Source organism: Olsenella sp. An285, from assembly GCF_002159625.1.
Classification (GTDB): Bacteria; Actinomycetota; Coriobacteriia; order Coriobacteriales; family Atopobiaceae; genus Thermophilibacter; species Thermophilibacter avicola.
The window spans coordinates 55,223-80,721 of sequence record NZ_NFIZ01000005.1 but is presented as its reverse complement, the minus strand read 5'-3'; the positions used below and the strand labels follow the sequence as shown (position 1 = coordinate 80,721).

At 67.5% G+C, this 25,499-nt stretch carries 23 protein-coding genes, 1 tRNA gene, 1 pseudogene and 1 riboswitch; of the genes and pseudogenes, 18 read left to right on the top strand and 7 right to left on the bottom strand.

Translation table 11 applies throughout. The features are described from left to right. Position 1: 1 nt before the first annotated feature. Positions 2 to 421, bottom strand: coding sequence for a peptide deformylase (locus B5F79_RS04765; protein ID WP_087218128.1), 420 nt, complete (start codon positions 419 to 421; stop codon positions 2 to 4). Positions 422 to 856: 435 nt separating this feature from the next. Here B5F79_RS04765 and B5F79_RS04760 point away from each other — a divergent pair, with 435 nt between their 5' ends. Further along, on the top strand, positions 857 to 1,432 hold the full coding sequence (locus B5F79_RS04760) for a tRNA (cytidine(34)-2'-O)-methyltransferase (RefSeq protein ID WP_087218124.1): 576 nt from the start codon (positions 857 to 859) through the stop codon (positions 1,430 to 1,432). 6 nt (positions 1,433 to 1,438) lie between these two features. After that, a complete protein-coding gene (locus tag B5F79_RS04755; RefSeq protein WP_087218120.1) occupies positions 1,439 to 1,879 on the top strand; it encodes a GNAT family N-acetyltransferase in 441 nt (146 codons plus the stop codon). Here the strand turns inward: B5F79_RS04755 and B5F79_RS04750 are convergent. Then, positions 1,864 to 2,469 (bottom strand): alpha/beta hydrolase, encoded by a 606-nt coding sequence (locus tag B5F79_RS04750; protein ID WP_206391037.1) that lies wholly within the window; start codon positions 2,467 to 2,469, stop codon positions 1,864 to 1,866. The genes B5F79_RS04755 and B5F79_RS04750 overlap by 16 nt on opposite strands. 207 nt (positions 2,470 to 2,676) lie before the next feature. Here B5F79_RS04750 and B5F79_RS04745 point away from each other — a divergent pair, with 207 nt between their 5' ends. The 4 genes from B5F79_RS04745 to B5F79_RS04730 all read left to right on the top strand — a co-directional run bounded on the left by B5F79_RS04745 (position 2,677) and on the right by B5F79_RS04730 (position 6,369). Further along, positions 2,677 to 3,045 (top strand): GntR family transcriptional regulator, encoded by a 369-nt coding sequence (locus tag B5F79_RS04745; protein WP_087218116.1) that lies wholly within the window; start codon positions 2,677 to 2,679, stop codon positions 3,043 to 3,045. Between the two features lie 36 nt (positions 3,046 to 3,081). Next, positions 3,082 to 3,972, top strand: coding sequence for an ABC transporter ATP-binding protein (locus tag B5F79_RS04740; RefSeq protein WP_087218113.1), 891 nt, complete (start codon positions 3,082 to 3,084; stop codon positions 3,970 to 3,972). Continuing rightward, positions 3,972 to 4,697 carry an ABC-2 transporter permease gene (locus B5F79_RS04735; protein WP_087218110.1) on the top strand — a complete coding sequence of 242 codons (726 nt, stop codon included), beginning with the start codon at positions 3,972 to 3,974 and terminating at the stop codon, positions 4,695 to 4,697. The genes B5F79_RS04740 and B5F79_RS04735 overlap by 1 nt, the downstream gene beginning before the upstream one ends. A gap of 307 nt (positions 4,698 to 5,004) precedes the next feature. Then, complete coding sequence (locus tag B5F79_RS04730) at positions 5,005 to 6,369, top strand: PFL family protein (protein ID WP_087218107.1); 1,365 nt, start codon at positions 5,005 to 5,007, stop codon at positions 6,367 to 6,369. Between the two features lie 84 nt (positions 6,370 to 6,453). On the opposite strand, the gene murB is transcribed toward B5F79_RS04730, so the two are convergent. Next, complete coding sequence (gene murB, locus B5F79_RS04725) at positions 6,454 to 7,377, bottom strand: UDP-N-acetylmuramate dehydrogenase (RefSeq protein ID WP_087218104.1); 924 nt, start codon at positions 7,375 to 7,377, stop codon at positions 6,454 to 6,456. Between the two features lie 75 nt (positions 7,378 to 7,452). Further along, positions 7,453 to 7,594, top strand: a riboswitch (FMN riboswitch). A 5-nt stretch (positions 7,595 to 7,599) separates the two neighbouring features. On the opposite strand from murB, the gene B5F79_RS04720 reads away from it, so the two are divergent. From B5F79_RS04720 to B5F79_RS04700, 5 genes are all read left to right on the top strand, one after another. Continuing rightward, positions 7,600 to 8,175, top strand: coding sequence for an ECF transporter S component (locus tag B5F79_RS04720; protein WP_087218100.1), 576 nt, complete (start codon positions 7,600 to 7,602; stop codon positions 8,173 to 8,175). A 36-nt stretch (positions 8,176 to 8,211) separates the two neighbouring features. Further along, entirely contained in the window at positions 8,212 to 9,969 is a 1,758-nt protein-coding gene (locus tag B5F79_RS04715; RefSeq protein WP_087218097.1) for an ABC transporter ATP-binding protein, read from the top strand. Continuing rightward, positions 9,970 to 10,773 carry an energy-coupling factor transporter transmembrane component T family protein gene (locus tag B5F79_RS04710; RefSeq protein WP_087218093.1) on the top strand — a complete coding sequence of 268 codons (804 nt, stop codon included), beginning with the start codon at positions 9,970 to 9,972 and terminating at the stop codon, positions 10,771 to 10,773. A 96-nt stretch (positions 10,774 to 10,869) separates the two neighbouring features. Next, positions 10,870 to 14,616, top strand: coding sequence for a phosphoribosylformylglycinamidine synthase (locus B5F79_RS04705; RefSeq protein ID WP_087218090.1), 3,747 nt, complete (start codon positions 10,870 to 10,872; stop codon positions 14,614 to 14,616). A gap of 125 nt (positions 14,617 to 14,741) precedes the next feature. Next, entirely contained in the window at positions 14,742 to 15,707 is a 966-nt protein-coding gene (locus B5F79_RS04700) for a DMT family transporter (protein WP_087218087.1), read from the top strand. 141 nt (positions 15,708 to 15,848) lie between these two features. On the opposite strand, the gene B5F79_RS04695 is transcribed toward B5F79_RS04700, so the two are convergent. The 4 genes and pseudogenes from B5F79_RS04695 to B5F79_RS04680 all read right to left on the bottom strand — a co-directional run bounded on the left by B5F79_RS04695 (position 15,849) and on the right by B5F79_RS04680 (position 18,541). Continuing rightward, positions 15,849 to 16,028 (bottom strand): hypothetical protein, encoded by a 180-nt coding sequence (locus B5F79_RS04695; protein ID WP_087218084.1) that lies wholly within the window; start codon positions 16,026 to 16,028, stop codon positions 15,849 to 15,851. 38 nt (positions 16,029 to 16,066) lie between these two features. Continuing rightward, a pseudogene (gene rhuM, locus B5F79_RS04690) lies at positions 16,067 to 16,297 on the bottom strand (RhuM family protein); the annotation flags it as partial. Positions 16,298 to 16,475: 178 nt separating this feature from the next. Next, positions 16,476 to 17,654 carry an NAD(P)-dependent malic enzyme gene (locus B5F79_RS04685; RefSeq protein WP_087218081.1) on the bottom strand — a complete coding sequence of 393 codons (1,179 nt, stop codon included), beginning with the start codon at positions 17,652 to 17,654 and terminating at the stop codon, positions 16,476 to 16,478. A gap of 371 nt (positions 17,655 to 18,025) precedes the next feature. Continuing rightward, complete coding sequence (locus tag B5F79_RS04680) at positions 18,026 to 18,541, bottom strand: hypothetical protein (RefSeq protein ID WP_087218078.1); 516 nt, start codon at positions 18,539 to 18,541, stop codon at positions 18,026 to 18,028. A gap of 148 nt (positions 18,542 to 18,689) precedes the next feature. On the opposite strand from B5F79_RS04680, the gene galE reads away from it, so the two are divergent. The 7 genes from galE to pth all read left to right on the top strand — a co-directional run bounded on the left by galE (position 18,690) and on the right by pth (position 25,446). Continuing rightward, positions 18,690 to 19,745: a UDP-glucose 4-epimerase GalE gene (gene galE, locus B5F79_RS04675; RefSeq protein ID WP_087218075.1), complete on the top strand. Its 1,056-nt coding sequence runs from the start codon at positions 18,690 to 18,692 to the stop codon at positions 19,743 to 19,745. A 15-nt stretch (positions 19,746 to 19,760) separates the two neighbouring features. Beyond that, positions 19,761 to 20,804 carry a polyprenyl synthetase family protein gene (locus B5F79_RS04670; protein WP_087218072.1) on the top strand — a complete coding sequence of 348 codons (1,044 nt, stop codon included), beginning with the start codon at positions 19,761 to 19,763 and terminating at the stop codon, positions 20,802 to 20,804. A gap of 30 nt (positions 20,805 to 20,834) precedes the next feature. Further along, positions 20,835 to 21,743, top strand: a complete 909-nt coding sequence (locus B5F79_RS04665; RefSeq protein WP_087218069.1) for a peptidoglycan-binding domain-containing protein — start codon at positions 20,835 to 20,837, stop codon at positions 21,741 to 21,743. 175 nt (positions 21,744 to 21,918) lie between these two features. Further along, a tRNA-Gln gene (locus B5F79_RS04660) sits at positions 21,919 to 21,993 on the top strand. A 59-nt stretch (positions 21,994 to 22,052) separates the two neighbouring features. Further along, a complete protein-coding gene (glmU, locus tag B5F79_RS04655; RefSeq protein ID WP_087218066.1) occupies positions 22,053 to 23,447 on the top strand; it encodes a bifunctional UDP-N-acetylglucosamine diphosphorylase/glucosamine-1-phosphate N-acetyltransferase GlmU in 1,395 nt (464 codons plus the stop codon). Then, positions 23,448 to 24,446 (top strand): ribose-phosphate diphosphokinase, encoded by a 999-nt coding sequence (locus tag B5F79_RS04650; RefSeq protein ID WP_087218063.1) that lies wholly within the window; start codon positions 23,448 to 23,450, stop codon positions 24,444 to 24,446. 427 nt (positions 24,447 to 24,873) lie between these two features. After that, positions 24,874 to 25,446, top strand: a complete 573-nt coding sequence (gene pth, locus B5F79_RS04645) for an aminoacyl-tRNA hydrolase (protein WP_087218060.1) — start codon at positions 24,874 to 24,876, stop codon at positions 25,444 to 25,446. Positions 25,447 to 25,499 lie beyond the last annotated feature (53 nt).

The following is a 25,499-nucleotide window of genomic DNA, read 5'->3' as shown; positions in this document are numbered from 1 at the left end:
GCTAGACCAGCTTGCCCTTGCAGTGGTCGACCATGTGCTGGATCATCTGCGCGGTCCAGCCCACGTAGTCGCGACGACGGGCCTTGAGCTGCCCGTCCACGAGGTCGTCGAACGACACCTTGATCTTGGCAAAGCGCGTGACCTTGGAGACCTCCTCGTGCGTGAGGCAGCTCTCCTCAACCTTGGCTCCACCCAGGCCCATGAGAATCTTGGGGTTGTACATGACGTGGACTTCGTCCTTGTCATCCTGGAAGGCGATGATGGCCTTGGTCACGCCGATCTGGTTGGCCGCCAGGCAGACCGCGTCGTCAATGGAGGCAAGCGTGTCAACGAGGTCCTGCGCCACGGGGGCGTCCTCGGCGGTCGCGGGCTCGCACGGAGTGGAGAGGATGGCGTCGTCGTGCACCAGGTCCTTGATCATGAGGTTCCTTTCGAACTGCGTGTTGCTGTCTTGCTGCTCACGATAGTATAGCGGGCCGTGGCGGCGCGATGCCTGCCGTCGAGCCCTGAGATCTCATGCCGCCGTGCAGCGTCCCGCGCTCCCCGCCTCACCCGCAAGGAGCGTGCCGGCACGGCGGTCTTCCGCCGTGCAAAACAAGCCTTCGGGTCAGTAAATCCAGCATCAGACTGCAAAACCCGCCTTCGGGTCAGTGGAAATCTGCTCGTCAGCAATGAGCATGACAGCGTTATCGCAGATATGATTATCATTATTTTAATTGCTTTGCTTCATATCGTCCCTCTGGAGGCAAAATCCACTGACCCGAAGGCAAGTTTTGCATTCGAATCGGAGATATCCTGTCCCGAAGGCGTGTTTTGCACATCCCTAGTTCTGCCCGCCAGCGAGGAGCTGAGATAGATGTTCAACATCGTGCTCGTGGCGCCGGAGATTCCGGCGAACACCGGAAACATTGGGAGGACGTGCGTAGTCACGGGATCGCGCCTGCACCTCGTGGAGCCGCTCGGCTTCTCGCTTGACGAGAAGTCCCTGCACCGCGCGGGCCTCGGCTACTGGGAGAACCTCAATGTCACGGTGCATGAGAGCTGGGACGCGTTTCTCACTGCCGCCGGACCGGACGCGCGCCTGCATCTCCTCACAAAGAAGGCGCGGCGCACCTACGTCGAGGCTCGCTACCAGGACGGCGACTACCTTGTCTTTGGCTGCGAGAGCGTGGGCCTGACCGAGGAGCTGCTGGCGGCGCACGCGCCGTGCTGCGAGCGCATCCCCATGCTGCCGGACGTCGCCTCACTCGACAACGCGCAGAGCTGGGGCGCGCCGGCCCAGAAGGACGACCACGCCGCGCTGCTCGCCCAGGACGTCTGCGGCAACTTCGTGAACCCGGAGGACTACCGCATCAGCGCGCTCAATCTCTCCAACGCCGCGGCCATCGTGCTCTATGAGGCGCTGCGTCAGACTGGATTCAAGGGAATGTGAGGATCCGTGAACAGCTATTTCATCGTCACCGAGCGCACTCCGGAGCTCATCGACCAACTCACCCGCGTGTGGGAGAGCTCCGTGCGCGCCACGCACGACTTTCTCTCCGAGGGCGAGATTGCCGAGATCAAGCCGTTCGTCCCGCAGGCACTCGCGGGCGTAGAGACACTTGTCGTAGCCGAGAGGGACGGCGAGCCCGTGGGCTTCATGGGCGCGCAGGATGGCCGCCTGGAGATGCTCTTCCTTGACCCGGACGTGCGCGGCCAGGGTCTCGGCCGTCAGCTTCTCACCCACGGCATCGAGCGCCTCGGCGTGACCGAGCTCACCGTAAACGAGCAGAACCCGCAGGCGGTGGGCTTCTACGAGCATATGGGCTTCTCAACATACCGTCGCACCGACCTCGACGAGGAGGGCCGCCCCTACCCGCTGCTCTACATGCGTCTGTAAATTGGGGACTGTCCCCAATTTACAGAGTCCAGCACAGAAAGGCCCGTGGCGAGGCGCTCGGCCAGGTGTTGCATGTGGTTGCCGGGGCCGAGCGCCACATCCACCCTGCAACCGTGCTCTCGCAGGATGTCCGCACAGGAGGCAAGGTCCTCCTCCACGTGGCGAAACGGCAGCCCGGCGCGCTTCTCCTTCTTCCCCACCGAGAAGAACGCGTAGCGTCCGACGCAGTCCGGCGCATTCGTGCGCAGCCACTCCACCCAGCCCTCGTACCAGACCGAGCCCGAGAGGCACGCGCATGCCGAGAGGCGCGGCTCGCGCACGAACGCATAGAGCGCAAAGAGTCCGCCGAGCGAGTAGCCGCAGATGGCATGGGGTCCGGGAGTCCGGTCCAGCAGCTCGGCGAGCGAGGCGAGCGTCGCGTCCGCACGGCCGCCAAAGTCCCTCTCGCCCGGGCGCAGCGCGGGGGCAGGCCACGGCGTGAGCGCATCGCCCCAGTTAGCAACCGGCACGCTCGTCACGCGCGACCGCAGTCCCTCCGACGCGTCCGCAACAGGGAGCGGATGCTCAGGCGAATCGATGACGTAGATCACGGGCACCTCCTTTACGTCAAAGATACTCGCATGCGGTTTTGCAGATGACACGCGTACGCTTTTCCAAATTCCCCCTTGCACTGTGTATAGGTGAGTATATACTGTACTTATCGGATATACACGGTATGCCGAGGGAGAGGCCGAGACGTCCGGCCGCTCCCACCGCCCCAGGGGGACGCCCCGACGGGCGAGCAGGAAGGACACGACTTGGACATCATCATCTCCAACTCCAATGGCAAGCCCATCTACGAGCAGATCACCGACCAGATCAAGGCGGCGATCGTCTCGGGCGAGCTCGCGGAGGGCGAGCGGCTGCCCAGCATCCGCGCCCTGGCCAACAGCCTTCGCGTGAGCGCCATCACCACCAAGCGCGCCTACGCGGACCTGGAGGCCGCCGGCCTCATAGAGACCGTGCAGGGCAAGGGCACCTACGTGGCCGGCGGCAACGCCGAGCTCATCCGCGAGGAGCAGCTTCGCCAGGTGGAGGCGCACATGGCGCGAGCGGTGGACGCCGGCCGCGCGATGGGCCTCACGGACGACGAGCTCGGCGAGATGTTCGCCCTGGCACTGGAGTGATGCGCGAGAAGAACCTCGCGTAGAAAGGACGTCAGCATGAGCAGCACCCTCATAGAGGCCAGCGGGCTCACCAAGCACTACGACGGGTTCTCGCTGCAAGGCGTGGACCTCACGGTCAACGAAGGCGAGGTCGTAGGCTTTGTGGGCCAGAACGGCGCCGGAAAGTCCACCACCATCAAGGCGCTTCTCGGCCTCTTCCCCACCGACGGCGGCACCTCCAGCGTGCTCGGCTGCCCGAGCGAGGAGCTCTCCCGCACCTCGGGCGCAGCCACCAAGGAGCAGGTCGGCGTGGTCTTTGACGCGATCTCGCTCCCGGAGCACCTCAAGGTGGCGGACGTCAGCCGCATCTACGCGCGCGCCTACGCCACGTGGGACGCGCATCGCTTTCAGCGCATGACCACGGAGTTTGGCCTGGACGCCAAGAAGACGGTGAAGGAGCTCTCCCGCGGCATGGGCATGAAGCTCAGCCTAGCCTGCGCGTTTGCGCACGACGCGCGCCTGCTCATCCTGGACGAGGCGACGGCGGGCCTGGACCCCATGGCGCGCGACGAGGTTCTGGACCGCCTGCGCGACTTCGTGGCCGAGCCGGGACATGCGATCCTCATGAGCAGCCACATCACGAGCGACCTCGAGCGCATCGCGGACCGCATCGTCTGCATCGACGCCGGCAGCATCATCTTTGACCTGCCCAAGGACGTCATCACGGACGAGATGGGCATCGCTCGCTGCCGCGTGGCGGACCTCGAGAAGATCGCGGACGCGGGCATGGTGCCAGAGCACGAGCTTCGCTACCTGCGCCACGACTACGGCATCGACGTGCTCGTCCCCGACCGCTACGACTTTGCCCGTCGCTTCCCGGAGATTCCCTGCGACCGCATGACCATCGACGACTACATGACCCTCACCCTGAAGGGCGGTGTCCGATAATGAAGCGCGCCTACCTGATTGAAATGACGGTCTTTCGCGACTACGCCCGCCAGCTTGTGGGGCTGGGGCTTCTCGTCTCCTTGTGCATCGGCCTGGGCATGCAGACCCCGCTGGCGATGCCCGCAACGCTGACCTGCATGTTCTTCATGATGAGCGCGATGGGCCTGGCCGCCTACGACCAGCTCAACCACTGGGAGCTCTTCAGGCTCACGCTGCCTCTCTCCCGGAGGGACGTCGTGCTCGGCCGCTACGCCGCCATCGTGACGTTCGGCCTGCTCGGCATGGCCGTGGGCCTGGTGGGCGCCCTCATCTCCATCGGGGCGGTCAGCGCGCTGGGCATCGGCGGCGAGGTGGGCGAGGCGTTCGCCCTCGACGCCGACCTGCTGGGGCCCATGGCCTTTGTCACGAGCTTCACCCTGCTCATAGGATCGGTGGTGGCGAGCGTGGTGACGCCACTCTACTTCCGCCTGGGCCAGACGCGCGCCACGCAGATTCTGCCCACAGTAATCGTGCTGCTCTTTGTAGTCCCGGTCGTCATCCTTGGCAACAGCGGCATGCTCGACGGCGGCATCCCGGGCATGGAGCTCGTCTCCGCAGCACTCGAGGCGCTGGAGACGCCGGCGGGCATGGCCTGCGGCGTGACTGCGTGCGTCGCCTTCTCAGCCGTGGTGCTGGCAATCTCCGCAGCGGTCTCGCTCAAGCTCTACGAGCGGCGCGAGCTGTAGCAAAGGACGGAGAGCCACGACGGTCAATGCCGGCCCGGCATGGCGGCAGCCGACGATGCCGAGCTGCCGCTGGGGCGTTGATACGCTCCGCAGGGTGTAACAACCGGGACGAACCTACCCGATTCCTGGATTTGAGTCCCGTTGTTACGCTCCGAAGAGGGGAACAACGGGAACCGGCAGCCTGAACCCCGCCCACGGCCCAATGCCCCATGACGTGCCGGCGTCTACCACGCCCGTTCTTCTCGCACGCCCTCCCTTGCCCTTATCTATAATGAACGGCTACAGCAACCCGCGACGAAAGGCCCGCATGGACATCACACCGCAGGAAGTGGCCGAGACCCTCTCCATGGTCTCCGAGCAGAACCTCGACCTTCGCACCATCACGATGGGCATCTCGCTCGCCGGCTGCGCGGACGAGGACATGGGCCGCATGTGCGACAAGGTCTACGACCGCATCACGCACACAGCAGAACACCTGGTGGAGACCGCTGACGACCTGCAGGCCGAGTACGGCATCCCCATTGCCAACAAGCGCGTCTCCGTGACGCCCATCGCGCAGATCGCCGCCGGCTGCAAGGACGAGGACCTCTCCCCGCTCGCGCACGCCATGGACCGCGCTGCCGAGACCCTGGGCATCGACTTCATGGGCGGCTTCTCCGCGCTCGTCCAGAAGGGCATGGGCAACGCCGACCGCCGTCTCATCGCGAGCGTGCCCGAGGCGCTGGCCACCACGGACCGCGTGTGCTCCTCCCTCAACATCGCCTCCACGCGCGCCGGCATCAACATGGACGCCGTGCTGCTCTCCGCCGAGACCATCCTCGAGTGCGCGCGCCGCACGGTGGACATCGACTGCTACGGCGCCGCCAAGTTCGTGGTCTTTGCCAACATGGTCGAGGACTCGCCGTTCATGGCGGGCGCGGTGCACGGCTCCGGCGAGGCCGACGCCGTCATCAACGTGGGCGTCTCCGGCCCCGGCGTCATGGCCGCGGCGCTGGCGGAACTCCCCGAGACCGCGAGCCTCATGGACGTGGCCGAGAAGATCAAGCAGACCGCCTTCAAGATCACGCGCGCGGGCGAGCTCATGAGCCGCGAGGCGAGCCGTCGCCTGGGTGTGGAGAAGGGCATCGTTGACCTGTCCCTCGCGCCGACGCCTGCCGCCGGCGACTCCGTGGCCCAGATTCTCGAGACCATAGGCGTGGGCGAGTGCGGCGGCCCCGGCACCACCTGCGCGCTCGCGCTGCTCAACGACGCCGTCAAGAAGGGCGGCGTCATGGCGTCCTCCAGCGTGGGCGGCCTCTCCGGCGCCTTCATCCCCGTCTCCGAGGACGCCGGGATGATCCGCGCGGCCGTGGACGGCGCGCTCTCCCTCGAGAAGCTCGAGGCCATGACCTGCGTCTGCTCCGTGGGCCTGGACATGATCGCCGTTCCCGGGGACACCTCGGTCGAGACCATCGCCGGCATCATCGCGGACGAGATGGCCATCGGCGTCATCAACACCAAGACCACGGCGGTGCGCCTCATCCCGGCCATCGGCAAGGCGGAGGGCGACATGCTCGAGTTCGGCGGCCTCTTCGGCTCCGCGCCGGTCATGCCCGTCAACAAGTTCGCAGGGTCCGTCTTCGCGCACCGTGGCGGCCGCTTCCCGGCGCCGCTCAACTCGCTGAAGAACTAGCGCATCCGGCAGCTGACAGAAAGAGGCGCGGGGTCGAGGTTCTTCTCGGCCCCGCGCCTCTGTGATCTGAGCGGTCTCGCGTCCCTACCCCAGGAAGCGGACCTCGGGCTCCAGGCGCACGCCAAACTGGCGCTCGACCTCGTCCTGCACGTGCTCGATTACGGCATGGACGTCCGCCGCCGTGGCGCCTCCCACGTTGACGACGAAGCCGGCGTGCTTGGTGGAAACGGCGGCGCCGCCGACCTGGTAGCCCTGCAGCCCGGCGTCCATGATGAGCTTGCCGGCGAAGTGGCCCTCGGGACGCTTGAACGTGGAGCCCGCGCTCGGCAGGTCAAGCGGCTGCTTGTCCTCGCGCTGGCGCATGAGGTCGTCCATAGTGGCGCGAATCTTCTCGGGGTCGCCCTTGTCCAGGTCAAAGGTGGCGGAGAGCACCACGAGGCCGTCGGAGGCAACGCGGCTGCGGCGGTAGCCAAGGTCGAGGTCGGCCGCATCGATGGTGTCGAGGGAACCGTCCGGCATCACCACGCGAACGCACTTGAGGACGTCCGCGACGCACCCGCCGTAGGCGCCGGCGTTCATGAAGCACGCGCCGCCCACCGAGCCCGGGATCCCGCACGCGAACTCGAGGCCGGAGAGCCCCAGCTCGCAGGCCATCTCGGAGGCCTCGCGCAGGTCCACGCCGGCCTGGCACGTCATCTCCGTGCCGTCCACCGAGACGCCCACCAGCCCGTCCGCCACCGCAACGATGACGCCGCGGTAGCCCTCGTCCGAGACCAGCAGGTCGGAGCCGCGCCCCAGGACAAAGCGCTCGACGCCCGCCTCGTCGCAGGCGCGCAGGACGTCGCGGACCTCGTCAAAGTCCTCGGGAATCACGTAGAGATCGGCCGGACCCCCCACCTCGAAGGTGGTGTGCTCGCTCATGGGCTCGCCCTCGAGCACGTTCTCCTCTCCGACGATGGCACGCAGGCGCCACTCGAGGGGCTCTCGACCGCTATCGCTCTCGGACATGTCGACCTTTCGACGGGTACAGGGTTGCTCATCAGTATACGCGGTTCTTCTCGTCAGAAAGTGATACGCTACAGAGGTCAGTTTCAGGGCGGGGTGAAAGTCCCCACTGGCGGTAACGGCGGCGTGCGCGCCCCGAAGTCCGCGACCCGCTAAAAAGGCGGCTGACCCGGTGAGAGTCCGGGACCAACGGTTACAGTCCGGATGGAAGAAACGGAGGCCGTCATGGCTGCTTCCACGCATGTCTCTCACGACACCCACTCCACCACCGCAGGCGGGGCCTGGTCAACCCGGCGCATCGCGACGACGGCGCTCTTCTGCGCCCTCGCGTTCGTCCTCACCTTCGTGGAGATTCCCATCTTCCCGCCCGCGCCGTGGCTCATGTACGACCCGTCGGGCATCGTCGCGTTTGTCGCCGCGCTCGCGTTTGGGCCGAGCACCGGCACCATCGTGGTGGTTCTTCCCTGGGTGCTCAAGACCCTCTTCAGCTTCAACCCGTGGGGCCACCTCATGGCCATCATCGCGGGCGTGGCGCTCTGCGTGCCCGCCGCCATCATCGCGCGGCGCATGGGCGGGACGCGCGGGCTCGTGGCCGGCATGGTCGCCGGCGCCGTCATGGCGCTTGCCGCGTGCATCGTGGGCAACATCATCGTCACGCCGCTCTACACCGCAGTCTCCACGACCGACGTGATCGCCATGATCGTGCCCATCCTGCTGCCCTTCAACGCCCTCAAGATCGTCATCAACTGCGTGGTCACGGGCCTCATCCAGAAGCCCGTCTCGCAGATGGTCTCCAAGTAGCCGCGCCGGCCGACACCAGGAAGTGCCGAGAAGAACGTGAGCCCCGAGCCCTCCCCCATACGCCTCTCCCACGTGAGCCTCTTCTACGAGGGGGGCGTCGTCGCGCTTGACGACGTCTCCCTCGAGATCGCGCGCGGCGAGCGCGTGTGCGTGCTGGGGGCAAACGGCTCCGGAAAGTCGACGCTCGCGTCCGTGATCTGCGGGCTTCTCGCCCCGGACGAGGGCGAGGTGGAGCTCGCGGGCGAGCGCGTGTGCGCAGGCGGCAGACCGGACCTCGAGGCGTACCGGCGCGCGCGGCGCTCCCTCGGCCTCGTGTTCCAGAACCCGGACGACCAGATCGTCACGAGTGTGGTGGAGGACGACGTTGCCTTTGGCCCGGAGAACCTCGGCCTGCCGCGCGAGGAGATAGCCTCGCGCGTAGCCCGCGAGCTGCACCGCGTTGCCATGGACGACTACGCGCACGCGGACCCGTCGCGCCTCTCCGGCGGCCAGAAGCAGCGCGTGACCATTGCCGGGGCGCTTGCGATGGAGCCCGCGGTGCTCGTGCTCGACGAGCCCGGCTCGCTTCTTGACGTGCGCGGTCGCTCCGCGATCCTGCGCGTGATGGGGCGGCTCGCCAACGCGGGGACCACCCTCGTCCACGTGACGCACTTCATGGAGGAGGCCCTCGAGGCGGACCGCGTCATCGTGCTCGATCGCGGACACGTTGCCCTGGAGGGAACGCCGGAGGAGGTCTTCTCCCATGGCCACGAGCTCACCGAGCTTGGCCTCGAGGTGCCCTTTGCCGCGCGCCTCTCCCAGCGTCTGGGCCTCCCCTGGACCTGCAGCGAGAAGGACGTGGTAGACAATCTCTGCAAATTGGGGACAGTCCCCAATTTGCAGAGATCTTTGATATCCGAAGACCCGCAGCGCATCAAAAGTGTGTGTGAATTGGGGACTGTCCCCATTTTGCAGGTCCAGCACGTGTCTTTCTCGTACGGGCGCAGCGTGCCCGCCCTCGACGACGTCTCCTTCGAGGTGGCGGAGGGGTCCTCGGTCGCCGTCATCGGGCAGACCGGGTCGGGCAAGTCCACGCTCCTCCGCCTGCTCTGCGGGCTCGAGGTCCCTGACCGCGGCCGTGTGGTCGTGGACGGGAACGACACCTCCTCCCGCCGCGGGCGCAAGGCCGCCCGCCGCGCCATCGGCTATGTGATGCAGCACCCCGAGCGCCAGCTCTTTGCCGAGTCGGTCGAGAAGGACGTGGCGTTTGGCCCCCGCAACCTGCACCTCCCCGAGCAGGAGGTCGACAGGCGCGTGACCCAGGCCCTCGAGCTCGTGGGGCTCGCCGGGCGTCGCGACGCCCCTCCCTTCAAGCTCTCCGGCGGGCAGCGGCGCCTCTGCGCGCTCGCCGGCATCCTCGCGATGGAGCCCTCGGTGCTCGTGCTCGACGAGCCCACCGCGGGCCTCGACCCGCGCGGCCGCGCCATGCTGCGACGCGTGCTCGCGCGCCTGCGCGAGCTCGGAATCACGCTCGTGCAGGTCACCCACTCGATGGAGGACGCCGCTCGCTGCGACCGTGTGATCGCGCTCGACCAGTCGCGGCTCGTCGCCGCCGATGCGCCGCGCGACGTCTTCTCCCGCGAGAGCGAGCCCCGCCTCGTCGCGAGCGGCCTTGGCATCCCCCGCTCCCTGCGCGTGGCGCGCGATCTGGAACGCCGCGGCTGGCCCGCGCTCGGCGACCCTCTCACCACCGACGAGCTCGTCGCCAACTTGACAAAGGGACAGTCCCTTTGTCAACCCGCGGAGGTGAGGTAGGTGGCGCTTAGGATCTCGGTAGGCCAGTACTTTGCCGCGGACTCCCCCGTCCACAGGCTCGACGCCCGGGTCAAGCTCGTCTGCACGCTCGTGGCGCTCGTGGCGATCTTCTGCGTCTCGAGCCTCCCCCAGCTCGTCGTCGCCGCGGTCTTCGTGGCGGGCGTTCTGGCCGCCGCACGCGTGCCCGCCGGCCGCGTGCTCGCGTCCGTCCGGCCGCTCCTCGTGTTTCTCGCCGTGCTCTCGCTCTTCAACCTCGTCTTCGTCCGCGCGGGCGACGTCGTGGCCGTGCTCGGCCCCCTCTCCATCACCGAGGGCGGCATCCGCGCGGCGGCCCTCTACACCGCGCGCTTTGCCCTGGCGCTCGTGACGGGCTCGCTCATCATGCTCACGACCACGCCCACGCAGCTCGCGGACGCCTTCGACCGCATGCTCTCCCCGCTCTCGCGCCTGGGCCTGCCGGGCCACGAGATCGCCATGGTCTTCTCGCTCATGATGCGCTTCGTCCCCACGCTCGCCGACGAGGCCTCTGCCATCATCGACGCCCAGTCCCTGCGCGGCGGCGCCTTCGACGAGGGCGGCCCCGTCCAGCGCGTGCGCTCCATCGTGCCCGTGGTCGTGGCCCTTCTCGCAAGTGGCCTGCGCCACGCCGACGGCCTCTCCCGCGCGCTCGACGCCCGCTGCTACGAGGGTGGCGCCGGGCGCACGCACCTCCACGAGCAGCGCATCGGCGCGCGCGAGGGCGTGGCGATGGCGCTGACCCTGGGCCTCGTGGTTCTTCTCGCCGCGGCGGCACTCGTGGCCTAGGCGCCGAGAAGGGCCGTCGGACCGCCGAACGGTAGCGTTTTGCCGTAGAATGGTGGAACTATCACCGCACCTTCAGCAACCAGGAGGTAGTCGCGCATGGTCTCACGCATCTACGTGGAGAAGAAGTCCGGGTTCGACGTCGAGGCGCAGCAGCTCAGAGCCGAGCTCGCGTCCGTCGTGACCGAGGGGCTCGCGCCCGACGCACGTCTGCGCATCGTCAACCGCTACGACGTGGAGGGGATCGACGCCGAGCTCTTCGAGCGCTGCGTGCCCATCGTCTTCAGCGAGCCGCAGGTGGACGTAACCTCGCGCGAGCTTCCCGTGGAGAAGGGCGAGAAGGACGTGAGCGTCTTCGCCGTGGAGGCGCTGCCCGGCCAGTTTGACCAGCGCGCCGACTCCGCCGCCGAGTGCGTCCAGCTCATCAGCCAGGGCGAGCGCCCCACGGTGCGCTGCGCCAAGGTCTACGTCATCGAGGGCGCCTGCACCCTCGCCGCGCTCGAGGCGGTCAAGCACTACGTGATCAACCCGGTCGAGGCGCGCGAGGCGAGCCTCGAGGAGCGCGAGACCCTGCGCCAGACCTACCCCGAGCCGGCCGACGTCGAGGTGCTGAGCGACTTCCTGGAGCTCGACCAGTCCCAGCTCAAGGCCTTCATCGACGAGCGCGGCCTCGCCATGGACCTCGCGGACATCACCTTCTGCCAGAGCTACTTCGCCGGCGAGGGGCGCGTGCCCACGATCACCGAGATCAAGATGATCGACACCTACTGGTCGGACCACTGCCGCCACACCACCTTTGGCACCGCCCTCGAGCACCTGCAGTTCGACGACCAGGTGGTCCGTGCCGCGTTTGACCGCTACATGGAGATGCGCCACGAGCTCGGGCGCGACGAGAAGCCCATCTGCCTCATGGACATGGGAACCATCGGCGCCAAGTGGCTCAAGCACACCGGACAGCTCAGGAACCTCGACGAGTCCGAGGAGATCAACGCCTGCACCGTCAAGGTCAAGGTGGACGTCAACGGCGAGGATCAGGACTGGCTCTTCCTCTTTAAGAACGAGACCCACAACCACCCCACGGAGATCGAGCCCTTTGGTGGCGCGGCCACCTGCATCGGCGGCGCCATCCGCGATCCACTCTCCGGCCGCAGCTACGTCTACCAGGCCATGCGCGTCACCGGCGCGGCGGACCCCACCGTCCCCGTCTCCCAGACCATGGAGGGCAAGCTCCCGCAGCGCAAGCTCGTGACCACCGCGGCTGCCGGCTACTCCAGCTACGGCAACCAGATCGGCCTGGCCACGGGCCAGGTCTCCGAGCTCTACCACCCCGGCTACGTGGCCAAGCGCATGGAGATCGGCGCCGTCGTGGGCGCCACCCCGGCCTCCCACGTGCGCCGCGAGTGCCCGGCGCCCGGCGACAAGATCGTGCTTCTGGGCGGCCGCACCGGCCGCGACGGCATCGGCGGCGCCACCGGCTCCTCCAAGGCCCACAACGTCGAGTCCCTCGCGCAGGACGGCGCCGAGGTGCAGAAGGGCAACCCGCCCATCGAGCGCAAGCTCCAGCGCCTCTTCCGCCGCGAGGACGCCTGCCGCCTCATCAAGCGCTGCAACGACTTTGGCGCGGGCGGCGTCTCCGTTGCCATCGGCGAGCTGGCAGACGGCCTGGACATCAACCTCGACCTCGTTCCCAAGAAGTACGAGGGCCTCGACGGCACCGAGCTCGCCATCTCCGAGTCCCAGGAGCGCATGGCCGTGGCGCTGGCCCCGGAGGACGTCGACGAGTTCATGCGCTACGCGCACGAGGAGAACCTCGAGGCCACCGTCGTGGCCACCGTCACCGAGGAGCCCCGCCTGCGCATGAGCTGGCGCGGCAACACGATCGTGGACGTGAGCCGCGAGTTCCTCGCCTCCAACGGCGCCCCCAAGGAGACCTCCGCGCACGTTGAGGCCCCCGAGGAGTTCTGCCGCACCTGGGAGGGCGACACTCTCGCCGAGAGGATGCACGCCCTCGTGACCGATCTCAACGTCGCCTCCAACAAGGGCCTCTCCGAGCGCTTTGACTCCACCATCGGCGCCGCGACCGTGCTCATGCCCTTCGGCGGGCGCACCCAGCTCACGCCCAGCATGGCCATGGCCGCCAAGCTCCCCGTGGACGGCGAGACCACCACGTGCTCCGGCATGGCGTGGGGCTTCAACCCCTACCTCATGAGCGCCAACTGCTACACCGGCGCCTATCTCTCCGTGGTCGAGTCCGTGAGCCGCATGGTGGCCGCCGGCTTCGAGCACGAGAACCTCTACCTCACGTTCCAGGAGTACTTCGAGCGCCTGCGCGAGGACCCGCGCCGCTGGGGCAAGCCCGTCGCCGCCCTTCTCGGCGCCCTCATGGCTCAGGTCGACCTCGGCATCGGCTCCATCGGCGGCAAGGACTCCATGTCCGGCAGCTTCGAGGATCTCGACGTGCCGCCCACGCTGGTCTCCTTTGCCACGGGCCTCGGCACCGTGGGCCGCGTGACCTCACCCGAGTTCAAGGGCAGCGGTCACCGCGTGCTCGTCCTCGTGCCGGACTACGCCGACGACGGCCTCACCCCCAGCGCCCAGGCCCTTCTCGACACGTTCTCCTACGTCGAGGGCCTCGTTGGCCGCGGCGACGCGCTCGCCATCTCCACGCCCGGCTACGGCGGCGTTGCCGAGGCCGCGTTCAAGATGTGCGTGGGCAACCAGATCGGCCTCGAGCTCGCGCCCGCCTTTGGCGCGGATGCCCTCTTCTGCCCGTCCTACGGCAGCTTCCTCGTTGAGCTCTCTGACGACGCCGAGCTGCCCGAGGTTCCCGCAGGCGTGACCGCCTCGCTCTTTGGTACCACGACGGACACCTACGAGCTCTCCGTCGGCGGCGAGAAGATCGACCTCGCCGAGCTCCAGGAGGCCTGGGAGGGTGCCATCGAGTCCGTCTTCCCGTATCGCGCTGAGGGCGAGAAGGTCGAGGCCATCTCGTTCGACCTCGCCTCCTCCGGCAAGAGCCGTCCCACGCCCGCCGTCCACGTGGCGCGCCCGCGCGTGATCATCCCCGTCTTCCCGGGCACCAACTGCGAGTACGACACCGCTCACGCCTTCGAGCGCGCCGGCGCCGTAGCGGACGTCTTCGTCATCAACAACCTCACGCCCGAGGCCGTGGCCGAGAGCACCCACGAGCTCGCCCGTCGCATCCGCGAGAGCCAGATCGTCATGATCCCGGGCGGCTTCTCCGGCGGCGACGAGCCCGAGGGCTCCGCCAAGTTCATCACCGCGTTCTTCCGCGCACCCGAGGTCACCGAGGCGGTGCGCGAGCTGCTGCAGAAGCGCGACGGCCTCATGCTGGGCATCTGCAACGGCTTCCAGGCCCTCATCAAGCTGGGCCTCGTGCCGTACGGCGACATCCGCCCGATGGACGACGCCTGCCCCACGCTCACCTTCAACACCATCGGTCGCCACCAGAGCCGCCTCGTGCGCACCCGCGTGGCGTCCAACCTCAGCCCCTGGCTCTCCAAGTGCGAGGTCGGCGACGTCCACAACATCGCGATCTCCCACGGCGAGGGTCACTTCGTGGCCTCGCCCGAGATGGTCTCGCAGCTCATGGCCGCGGGCCAGGTTGCCACGCAGTACGTGGACGAGGACGGCGTGCCGGGCATGAGCCTCGACGTCAACCCCAACGGCTCCGTGCTCGCCATCGAGGGCATCACCTCGCCCGACGGCCGCATCCTTGGCAAGATGGGCCACACCGAGCGCTCCGGCGCCGGGCTCTACAAGAACGTGCCGGGCAACGCCTACCAGCCGCTCATCGAGGGCGGTGTGGCGTACTTCACGGCATAGCCTGACGACAGGCTTCGCTGCGCCCGGGCTTCTCGCCGGCTCACTGGCTTCGCCAGAAGTCGCCGGTTGAGGAGTCCGGGCGCAGCTGCGTGCAGGTCCAGTAGTTTCAACCGAGAGGTCATCGCGTGAGCAATCCTGAGTCCAAGCCCTTCATCGCCACGCTGCCGGGTGTGGTGCTGGCCTGTCTGGCCGCATGCTTTCTGTGGGGATCGGCGTTCCCGTGCGTGAAGATCGGCTACGAGCTCTTTGCCGTGGACGCGGCGGACGTGCCCTCGATCTTGGCCTTTGCCGGTACGCGCTTTGTCATTGCGGGGCTCATGGTGGTGGCAGGCATGAGCGTGGCCACGCGGCGCGCGTTTGTGCCCGAGCGGCGCGACCTCCCCGCCGTCGGCGTGCTGTCGCTCTTCCAGACCGTGCTCCAGTACGTCCTCTTCTACGTGGGCCTCGCCAACTGCGCCGGTGTCACGAGCTCCATTCTTGAGGCGAGCAACTCGTTTCTCTGCGTGCTTCTGGCCGCGTTGGTCTTTCGCTTCGAGCGACTCACGAGCCGCAAGGTTCTTGGCTGCCTCATCGGCTTTGCGGGCGTAGTGCTCGTGAACGTCACGGGCGAGTCCGGCGGCTTCAGCTTCACGCTGGCCGGGGAGGGCATGGTGCTCGCGTCCACGCTGGCCGCCGCCACGTCGAGCAACCTGGCCAAGCACTTCTCCCGCGAGCACGACCCTGTGCTGCTCTCCGGCTGGCAGTTCGTTCTCGGCGGGACGATCATGCTGGTGGTGGGCCTCGCCGCGGGCGGACACGTGGCTCCGGCGGACGCCGCGAACCCGCTGCCCGCGCTCGCGCTCCTCGCCTATCTGGGCTTCATCTCCGCCGCGGCCTACTCGCTGTGGTCGCTCGCGCTGGCGGCGAACCCCGTCTCACGCGTGGCGGTCTTCGGCTTCATGAACCCGGTCTTCGGCGTGCTGCTCTCGGCCGTCCTTCTCGGCGAGACCAACGTGGTGAGCCCCATCGTGGCCGTGGCGGCCCTTGTGCTCGTGAGCCTGGGAATCGTCATCGTGAACGTGCGGGATGGGAAGGCGCTTTCTCGCGACTGAGCGGTCTCTCATTTTGAGGGTATTTCGCGGAGGTCCTTTCGAGTATCAAATGTGACTTATCACCGTGTTTCCGCAGGTAGTTGAATTGCTACTCGTAAGGTGATACTTAAGACACCCCGCCAGAAACACCCTACAAATGAGTTAGCGTCCCGGCCGGCGGTGCGTGAGGTGCCAACCGCCGCAGTACGGACACTCATAGATGAAAATCTTAGGCGCATCCTTGCGACGAGAGTTCCTCTCCGCCGCCTTGCGCGCATCCACGCGCGTGTCGTAGCGCTTCTTGCGCCCGCACGCCCTGAACTCCCGCTCCCGCTCGTCCATCACACCTCCCGATGATGAAAAGGGACGGCCCCTTTTCATTATTCCTCCAGCGTGGAGTAAAGGTCGCGTCCGTCGAAGCTCTGGAAGACGTTGCCGATGGCGCCCTTGAACGACTCGTCCTTCTCCACGCCAAAGAGCGAGCCCTCCCCACCGAAGCGCACGATGTAGCGGCGCAGCACGTCCGTTGCCCAGCGGCGGAACTCCACGCCGCGCGCGGACTTCACGCGATAGCCGACGGAAAGGACCATGTCGACGTTGTAGTGCTCGACCTGACGACAATCTCTCTCATGCCCTCAGTTTGAACTGTCGCAAATGTTGCGACAACTCGATTCTCGGACCCCGCCAGCTCCTCCCGCAATTAGAAAAGCCACCCCGACGTCCTTCTCGCAAAGGAACGTCGGGGCGGCCACATAACATGACAAAGGGACTGTCCCCCTGTCAACCTCGCTAGAGGCGGGCGACGCCGGACTTGCGGGCGGCCTCGGCAACGGCGGCGGCGACGGCGGGCGCCACGCGCTCGTCGAAGGCGCCGGGGATGATGTAGTCGGCGGCGCGGTGCTCGTCGTCAACGAGGCCGGCAATCGCGTAGGCCGCGGCCTCCATCATGTCGTCGTTGATGTCGGAGGCGCGCACGTCGAGGGCGCCGCGGAAGATGCCCGGGAACGCGAGCACGTTGTTGATCTGGTTGGGGAAGTCGGAGCGGCCCGTGGCGGCCACGGCGGCGCCCGCCGCCAGCGCCTCGTCCGGCATGATCTCCGGCACGGGGTTGGCGCAGGCGAAGACGATCGGGTCGGCGGCCATGGTGCGGACCATGTCCTGGGTGAGCACGCCCGGGGCGGACACGCCCACGAAGACGTCGGCGCCCTTGACGGCGTCGGCGAGGCTGCCCCTCACGCCCTCGCGGTTGGTCCACGTGGCGATCTCGGCCTTCTCGGGGTTGAGGCCCTCGCGGCCCTCGTAGATGGCGCCCGTGCGGTCGCAGATGATGACGTCCCTCGCGCCCATGCGCTGCATGAGCTTGGCGATGGAGATGCCCGCCGCGCCGGCGCCGGAGAAGACCACGCGCACGTCAGAGAGCTCGCGCCCGGTGAGGCGGCACGCGTTGATGAGCGCGGCGCAGGTCACGACCGCCGTGCCGTGCTGGTCGTCGTGGAAGACGGGGATGTCGCAGGACTCCTTGAGGCGACGCTCGATCTCGAAGCAGCGCGGCGCGGAGATGTCCTCGAGGTTGATGCCGCCGAAGCTGCCGGCGACGAGCTCGACGGTGCGCACGATCTCGTCCACGTCCTTGGAGCGCACGCAGAGGGGGAACGCGTCGACGTCCGCGAAGGTCTTGAACAGGGCGCACTTGCCCTCCATGACCGGCATGCCCGCCTCGGGGCCGATGTCGCCGAGGCCGAGCACCGCGGTGCCGTCCGTGACCACGGCCACCAGGTTGCCGCGACGGGTGTAGGTGTAGGAGTCCTCCACGTTCTCGGAGATCTTGAGGCAGGGCTCCGCGACGCCAGGCGTGTAGGCCACCGCCAGCTCCTCGGGGCTGGTGATCGGCGCGCGGGTGATCACCTCGATCTTGCCCTGCCACTCGCGGTGCTTGTCGAGCGCGTACTGCTTGGCGTCCTCGGCCATGGAAACTCCCATCTCACGGGGCCGGCGATCACCGGCCGTCTCAGCGATAAGAACCATGTGCAAGTGTACTCATTTTGGGAGCCTGCCGAGCGCTTGGACAAGCGCGGTTAACGTGTCCGCGCCCCGTTCGTTCATCGCGCTCAGACAACCAGTTTGCGCGGTCCCCCGACGCCAAAGACGGTCGTTTGAGCGCGATGAGCGAAGACGGCGGACCGTTCAGGCGGGCCGCCTTCAATCACCATGTTTCTCCGGACAGATAGCACCCCTCGACGCCCCGTTTTTGTCCGGAGAAACATGGTGAGTGCGCAGAGGGCAGCAAGCACGCAGACGGCGAGAAGAACCACGCGGCAGCAACGTCGCGGCCGCGCCCCTCACGCGAGCGAGATCGCGCCCAGCCAGCCCCACCGGGGCTCGGACGCCACTCCGTACGCGGAGAGCCAGAGCTCGAGCGGCACTCGGCGCACGCGGCCGTCCACGCAGTCCATGACCGCGTCGTCGCCCACGTAGAGGCCCACGTGCCCGTGGTCCCAGCCGCCGGCGCCGTACGGGTCGCGCGCCACGGCGACGATCATCCCCACCAGAAGGTCGGCCGTGTCCGTGAGGTGGCAGAACCCGTCACAGAGCTCACGCGCGTCGCCACTTACGTAGCCCATGCCCAGCCGGGAGAACGCGCGCTCCACCCAGGCGGCGCAGAGGTCCTCCCCCATCGCCGCGGTCCCGCACGCGCACTCGACCAGGCGCCGCTGCAGCGCGCCGGCGTCCATGAGAGCCTGAGGCTCATGTCCCGCCCGTACTTCTCGCCACGCGGGCTCGCCAAACGCGGTGGTCACGCCGTCGGCCGCCAGAAGACCGCGCTCCGCCAGCGCCGCCAGAAGCCGCTCCCTCACCGCGCCTCCCCTCGATGTGGTCAAAAGAGATGCGTCAAAGGGCGCGACCCTTTTAACGCGCCCAACGCCCTTTTGACTGTACTCCACGACGTATACTTATGCGCTAGGGGGAGACTGTCAGGAAGAACCACCAAACGAAAGGACTTCCATGAGCGAGAAGATCGCGCCCCAGGACACCTGCGTACTCGTGACCGGCGGTGCCGGCTTCATCGGCAGCCACACGGTTGTCGAACTCCTCCAAGGCGGCTACCAGGTCGTCGTCGTCGACGACCTCTCCAACGCGTCTGCCAAGGTCTGCGACCGCATCAAGACCATCGTGGGTGAGCCCGCCGCCGCCAATCTCACCTTCTACGAGGCCGACGTCAACGACCGCGCCGCGCTCACCAAGATCTTCGACGAGCACCGCCCGAGTCGCGTTATCCACTTTGCCGGCTACAAGGCCGTGGGCGAGTCCGTCTCCAAGCCGATCGAGTACTACTCCAACAACATCGGCAACACGCTCACGCTCGTCGACGTCATGCGCGAGCACGGCTGCAAGTCCATCATCTTCTCCAGCTCCGCCACCGTCTACGGAGACCCGGACAGCCTGCCCCTCACCGAGGAGAGCCCCAAGAAGCCCGCGACCAACCCCTATGGCTGGACCAAGTGGATGATCGAGCAGATTCTCACGGACCTCCACACGGCCGACCCGGAGTGGAACGTCGTGCTGCTGCGCTACTTCAACCCCATCGGCGCGCACCCCTCGGGCCTCATGGGCGAGGACCCCAAGGGCATCCCCAACAACCTCGTGCCCTACGTCGCGCAGACCGCCATCGGCAAGCGCGACGCCGTGCACGTCTTTGGCAACGACTACGACACGCCCGACGGCACCGGCGTGCGCGACTACATCCACGTCTGCGACCTCGCGTCCGGCCACGCCGCCGCGCTCGCCTGGATGAACGGCCGCACGGGCGTCGAGATCTTCAACCTGGGCACCGGCACCGGCACCTCGGTCCTCCAGATCATCGAGGCCTTCTCCAAGGCCTGCGGCCACGACATCCCCTACGTGGTTGACCCGCGCCGCCCGGGCGACGTCACGGCCAACTACGCGGACTGCACCAAGGCGCGCGAGCTCATGGGCTGGGAGGCCAAGTTCGACATCGAGGACATGTGCCGCGACTCCTGGAACTGGCAGTCCAACAACCCCAACGGCTACGAGGGATAAGGAAACGAGAAGAACATGGCAGCGCCCTTCGTCGACTACCTCGCCCGGCGGCTTCCCCTTGTTGAGCGCGCGCTCGCGGACAGCGCGGGCGCCCCGCTCACGGACTCGGCCGTGGCATCTGACCTAGGGCGCTACCTTTACTCGCCGCTCGAGGGCTTCACCGCGAGCGGCGGCAAGCGCGTGCGCCCCGTGCTCGCCCTCCTCGGCGCCGAGGCCGTGGGCGGGCGAGCCGAGGACGCCCTCTCCGTGGCGGTGGCGGTGGAGCTCTTCCAGAGCGCCGCCCTCATCCACGACGACATCGCGGACGAGAGCGAGCTTCGCCGCGGCGAGCCGTGCCTCTACCGCACCGCGGGGACCGGTCTCGCAATCAACGCGGGAGACCTCGCGCTCACCCGCGTCTTCGAGGTGGTGCTCGCAGACGAATCGCTCGACCCCGAGCGCAAGGTCCGCGCGCTCGCCGAGCTCGTGCGCATGGAGCGTCACACCCTCGAGGGGCAGGCGCTCGACCTCGGCTGGGTCCACGACGGACGCTGGGACGTGAGCCCGGACGACTATCTCTACATGGTCACGAGCAAGACCTCGTGGTACACCGTCGCGAGCCCGCTCTGCCTGGGCGCCCTCGTGGGCGGCGGCTCGGACGAGGCGGTGCGAGGGCTGCTTGACCTGGGCATCTCCGCGGGCATTGCCTTCCAGCTGCAGGACGACCTGCTCAACCTGGTGGGAGACGCCGCCGCGCAGGGCAAGGACTTCCGCTCGGACGTCACCGAGGGCAAGCGCACGCTCGCCGTGGTCTGGGCCCTCGAGCACCTCGATGCCGAGAAGAACCGCGAGCTCGTGGCCATTCTTAACCAGAAGACGACGGACCCGGACGAGCTCGCGCGCGCCGTCGAGCTCATCGAGCTGGGCGGCGGCATCGAGAGGTGCCGTGAGCTGGCCCGCACCGAGGCGAGCGCGGCCAAGACGCGCGCGGCGAGGCTCGCCGAGGAGGGTCACATCACCGTTGAGTCTCGCGACCTGCTAATCTCTATGTCAGACTTTTTCGTGGAGCGCGCGGGCTAGCCGGCCCCGCCCACTGTCATAGGAGAGACGATGGAAGCAATTCGTGAGGGGGCGGCGGGAAGCGCCGTCGAGGACATCCAGGAGCGCCTGCGCTCGCTCGGCTACGAGATCGACGAGGCGGAGTGCGCCGAGAAGTCCTTCGGGCGGTCCACCGCCACCGCCGTGGCGCGCTTCCGCCTTGACCACGGCCTCCAGCTGGGAGACGAGGTCGACACCGCCACCTGGATGGCGCTCGTGGACGAGTGCTACCAGCTCGGCGACCGCACCCTCTACCTCCGCCTCCCCAACTTCCACGGCAACGACGTCCGTCAGCTCCAGGAGCGCCTCAACATCCTCGGCTTCTCGTGCGGCGAGCCGGACGGCGTCTACGGCGTGCACACGGAGGCGGCCGTCAAGCTCTTCCAGGAGAGCATCGGCGTCCTCGCGGACGGCATGGCCTTCCCCGACACCTTCGACGCGATCGAGCGCCTCAAGCACGTCTGGGCCGGCAAGCCTGCGGCGGGCCCCCACCCCATGGGCGGCATGGGCTTCGCGCGCGCCGCGAGCGTGCTCGAGACCGCCCACATTGCCATCACGGCGGACGACCCCATCTCCCGCAACATCGCCGGCCGCATCTGGAACCTCGCCCACGCCACCGTGGACGACTGCGGGCTCGAGCTCGTGGACAGCCGCGAGGACGCCACGTCCGGCGCGCTCGTGGAGCTCTCCACGCAGCCCCTTCCCGAGAACGTGGCCTCCGGCCTGGGCAACGTCATGCTCGACGACTTTGACACCCTGCCGCTGCGCCTGCGCACCGCCGTCCAGAGCTCCACGGCCACGCCGCCCGCGGCCCGCATCGAGGTCCCCGTTGGAACCGGAGCCTTCACCATGGGAGACGCCCAGACCTACGCGGTGCTCCTGCTCGACGCCATCTGCGCCGCCTTCGAGGGCATCGAGTAACGTTTTCCCGACGGGGTGACAGAGGGGACTTGACAAGGGGACAGGGCAGTTTGTCGTGAAAGGGTTCACGACAAACTGCCCTGTCCCCTTGTCAAGTCCCCTCTGTCACCCCGTCGCCCCTCTGTCGGGAATCCCGTCGGCGAACTCGGCATGATACAATCTCTCTCGGCGGCACAGGGGTATCGTCCAATGGTTAGGACAGTGGTTTTTGGTGCCATCAATGTGGGTTCGAATCCTACTACCCCTGCCATCGCCACCTCGCGCTATCATGGTTTCGTAAAGGGACACACGTCACTTGGAGGCCCATAAATGCCCATGACCGCGATCATCCTCGCCGCCGGCGAGGGAACGCGCATGAAGTCCCGCCATCCCAAAGTTCTGCACAAGCTCCTCGATCGTCCGCTCGTCTCCTGGGTCACGCGCGCCGCGCGCATGGCAGGGGCCGAGCGGATTATCGTTGTCGTGGGCCATGGCGCAGACGAGGTGCGGGCACATCTTTCCGCCGAGAAGGACGTCGAGTGCGTCGAGCAGACCGAGCGCCTGGGAACCGGCCACGCCGCGCGCGTTGCCATCGAGGCCGCCGGCGTCAGCTCCGGGCCCGTCGTCATCCTCAACGGCGACCTTCCGCTCATCTCCCCGGAGACCGTCCGCTCCTTTGCCGACGCCGTCTCCGACGGAAGCCACGCGGCCGCCATTCTCACGATGACCCCGCCCGACCCGTTTGGCTACGGGCGCGTCGAGCTCGCTGGCGACGGCACCGTCGCGCGCATCATCGAGCAGAAGGACTGCACGGACGAGCAGAGCGCCGAGCTCCTCGAGTGCAACGCCGGTTGCTACGCCTTCGACGGCGCCCTTCTCGCCGAGCACATCGGCGAGATTGGCAACGACAACGCCCAGCACGAGTACTATCTGCCGGACATGGTGGAGATCCTGCGCGGCCACGGTCACGCCACCACCATCGTCCACTGCGAGGACTATCGCGAGGGCCTGGGCACCAACGACCGCATCCAGCTCGCCGAGCTCACCGCCATCGCGCGCGACCGCATCAACGCCCGCCTCATGTCCGAGGGCGTCACCATGATGGACCCCGCCACCACCTGGGTGGGTCCCGACGTCACCGTGGGACGTGACACCGTTCTTCTCCCCATGACCATGCTGTGGGGCGAGACGAGCGTGGGCGAGGAGTGCGTGCTCGGACCCAACACGCGCCTCACCAACTGCACCGTTGCGGACAACGTCAGCCTCGAGGAGACCGTGGGCGCGGACGTCACCATTGAGCGCGACGTCACCTGCGGCCCGCGCGCCTACCTCCGCGGCGGCGCGCACGTGCTCGAGGGCGCGCACGTGGGGACCCACGTCGAGATCAAGAACTCCACCATCGGCCGCGGCTCCAAGGTGCCCCACCTCTCCTACATCGGCGACTGCACCATGGGAGCGGGCGTCAACATTGGCGGCGGCTCCATCACGTGCAACTACGACGGCGTGCACAAGAACCGCACCACCATCGGAGACAACGTCTTCATCGGGTCCGACACCATGATGGTCGCGCCCGTGAACATCGGAGACGGGGCCCTCGTTGGCGCAAGCTCCTGCGTCACCAAGGACGTCCCCGCCGACGCGCTCTACCTTGAGCGCGCTGACCAGCGCATTGTTGAGGGGTATGCCGCCCGGCGCCTCGAGAGACTCAAGAAAGGTGAGGCTTAGATGTACGAGAACCTGAGCGAGCCCATGCCGCTGAAGAAGGAGATCAAGCTCTACACCGGCACCGGCAACCCCGTGCTTTCCCAGAAGATCGCCGACATCCTGCACCTCGAGCTCCAGGGCCTCAAGATCGAGAAGTTCGCCAACGGCGAGATCTACGCCCGCTTTGACGAGTCCGTCCGCGGCGACGACGTCTTCTTCATCCAGTCCCTCTCCGGCGCGAGCGTGAACGACCTCCTCATGGAGACGCTCGTGGTTGCAGACGCCGCCAAGCGCGCCTCGGTCTCCAAGTTCACCGCCGTCCTCCCCCACTACTGCTACGCCCGCCAGGACCGCAAGGCTGCGGCGCGCGAGCCCATCACCGCCCGTCTCGTGGCCAACCTCCTCGAGGCCGCGGGCGTTGACCAGGTCATCACCGTCGACCTCCACCAGGGCCAGATCCAGGGCTTCTTTGACGTCCCCGTGACGCACCTCACCGCCCTCTACCTCATCGGCGACTACTTCAAGGGCAAGGACTTCGACTGGGACAACACCGTCGTGGTCTCCCCCGACATGGGCCGCGCGAAGGTGGCCAAGCGACTCTCCGACTACCTGGGCTGCGAGGTGGCCATCGCCCACAAGAGCCGTCCCAAGCACAACGCGTCCGAGGTCATGGGCATCATCGGCAACATCGAGGGCAAGACCTGCATCGTCAACGACGACATGATCGACACCGCGGGCACCCTCTGCAACTCCGTCCGCAAGCTCAAGGAGATGGGCGCGGGCGACATCTACGTCTCCGCCACGCACGGCATCTTCTCCGGCGAGGCCATCCAGCGTCTCCAGGACGCCCCGCTCGTGGAGTGCGTGGTCACCGACATCATCCCATGCGAGGCCGCCAACAAGCCGGGCTCCAAGATCAAGACCGTCTCCGTTGCCAACGAGCTCGCCGAGGCCATCAACAGCGTCTACATGCGCCGCTCGGTCTCCGAGATCTTCGGTGGCACCGGCGCCGAGATCTAGTCTGTAAATTGGGGACAGTCCCCAATTTACAGAAACGTTCGATGTTGCAGCGGGGTCGCCTTCGGGCGGCCCCGTTTTCTTGTGCGGCGGGGCGGAAGGCGCCGCGTCACGCTATTTCGACCGAGGGCAGATAATCGGCCCGCCCCGTTGCGGATAATCGAGCCAGGGCAGCCTGGGCGGCCGCGCCGTCGCCTACGAAGCCCCGAGCGTTGTGGAAATCCCGGCTGGGGCAGGCGCGAAGGGCACCGCAGCCCTTCTCGCCACACCCACGCTCACCGCAGCGCTGCCCTGGCTCGCGTTTTCACAACGCCCTCCGGCAAAATCGTGCCCTGTCCCCAAAATGCGCGACGCATCCTCCCGACCGCTCCGACCGTCCGCAGCCCCGCAAGCCCTACAATGGTGCGCACGCCAACGTCAAAGGAGGCCCATGCCCGCCCAGAAGCCCGCGGCCAAGCCCGCCGTCATCAAGATCGTCTGCGGCCTCGGCAACCCCGACGCCGAGTACGCGCGCACCCGGCACAACGCCGGCTTTGCCACCATCGACGCCGTGGCGGCGCGCCAAGGCGTGCGCTACTGGAAGTCCGAGGCCGGCGCCCAGGTCGCCGCGATAACGGTTACGGACAAGGACGGCGAGAAGCGCGAGGTCCTTCTCGCCAAGCCCATGAGCTACATGAACACCTCGGGCGGGCCGCTCTCCAAGCTGGCGCGCGCCCACCACGTGCGTCCCGAGGAGATCCTCGTGGTCCACGACGAGGTGGACCTGCCCGCAGGCGAGGTCAAGCTCAAGCTGGGCGGTGGCCTCAACGCGCACAACGGCCTGCGCTCCATCGCCGACAAGCTCGGCAGCCGCGACTTCGCGCGCGTGCAGTTTGGCATCGGACGGCCTCCCGGACGCATGCAGGTCGCCGACTACGTGCTCCGCGAGCTCAAGGGGAACTTCCTCGAGGACTTCGAGCTCACCGTCGAGCGCGCGGCGGACCTCGTGGAGCAGACCCTCTAGGTGCGGTCCGCCCCCTGTCGCGCCCGCCACAACCGCCCGCCGCTCTTCTCGTC

Bases quoted from the DNA above. Each gene is read 5' to 3' on its own strand.
- B5F79_RS04765 (WP_087218128.1), bottom strand. From the start codon at position 421: ATGATCAAGGACCTGGTGCACGACGACGCCATCCTCTCCACTCCGTGC.
- B5F79_RS04760 (WP_087218124.1), top strand. From the start codon at position 857: ATGTTCAACATCGTGCTCGTGGCGCCGGAGATTCCGGCGAACACCGGA.
- B5F79_RS04740 (WP_087218113.1), top strand. From the start codon at position 3,082: ATGAGCAGCACCCTCATAGAGGCCAGCGGGCTCACCAAGCACTACGAC.
- B5F79_RS04735 (WP_087218110.1), top strand. From the start codon at position 3,972: ATGAAGCGCGCCTACCTGATTGAAATGACGGTCTTTCGCGACTACGCC.
- B5F79_RS04730 (WP_087218107.1), top strand. From the start codon at position 5,005: ATGGACATCACACCGCAGGAAGTGGCCGAGACCCTCTCCATGGTCTCC.
- murB (WP_087218104.1), bottom strand. From the start codon at position 7,377: ATGTCCGAGAGCGATAGCGGTCGAGAGCCCCTCGAGTGGCGCCTGCGT.
- B5F79_RS04720 (WP_087218100.1), top strand. From the start codon at position 7,600: ATGGCTGCTTCCACGCATGTCTCTCACGACACCCACTCCACCACCGCA.
- B5F79_RS04705 (WP_087218090.1), top strand. From the start codon at position 10,870: ATGGTCTCACGCATCTACGTGGAGAAGAAGTCCGGGTTCGACGTCGAG.
- B5F79_RS04695 (WP_087218084.1), bottom strand. From the start codon at position 16,028: ATGGACGAGCGGGAGCGGGAGTTCAGGGCGTGCGGGCGCAAGAAGCGC.
- B5F79_RS04685 (WP_087218081.1), bottom strand. From the start codon at position 17,654: ATGGCCGAGGACGCCAAGCAGTACGCGCTCGACAAGCACCGCGAGTGG.
- galE (WP_087218075.1), top strand. From the start codon at position 18,690: ATGAGCGAGAAGATCGCGCCCCAGGACACCTGCGTACTCGTGACCGGC.
- B5F79_RS04670 (WP_087218072.1), top strand. From the start codon at position 19,761: ATGGCAGCGCCCTTCGTCGACTACCTCGCCCGGCGGCTTCCCCTTGTT.
- B5F79_RS04665 (WP_087218069.1), top strand. From the start codon at position 20,835: ATGGAAGCAATTCGTGAGGGGGCGGCGGGAAGCGCCGTCGAGGACATC.
- glmU (WP_087218066.1), top strand. From the start codon at position 22,053: ATGCCCATGACCGCGATCATCCTCGCCGCCGGCGAGGGAACGCGCATG.
- B5F79_RS04650 (WP_087218063.1), top strand. From the start codon at position 23,448: ATGTACGAGAACCTGAGCGAGCCCATGCCGCTGAAGAAGGAGATCAAG.
- pth (WP_087218060.1), top strand. From the start codon at position 24,874: ATGCCCGCCCAGAAGCCCGCGGCCAAGCCCGCCGTCATCAAGATCGTC.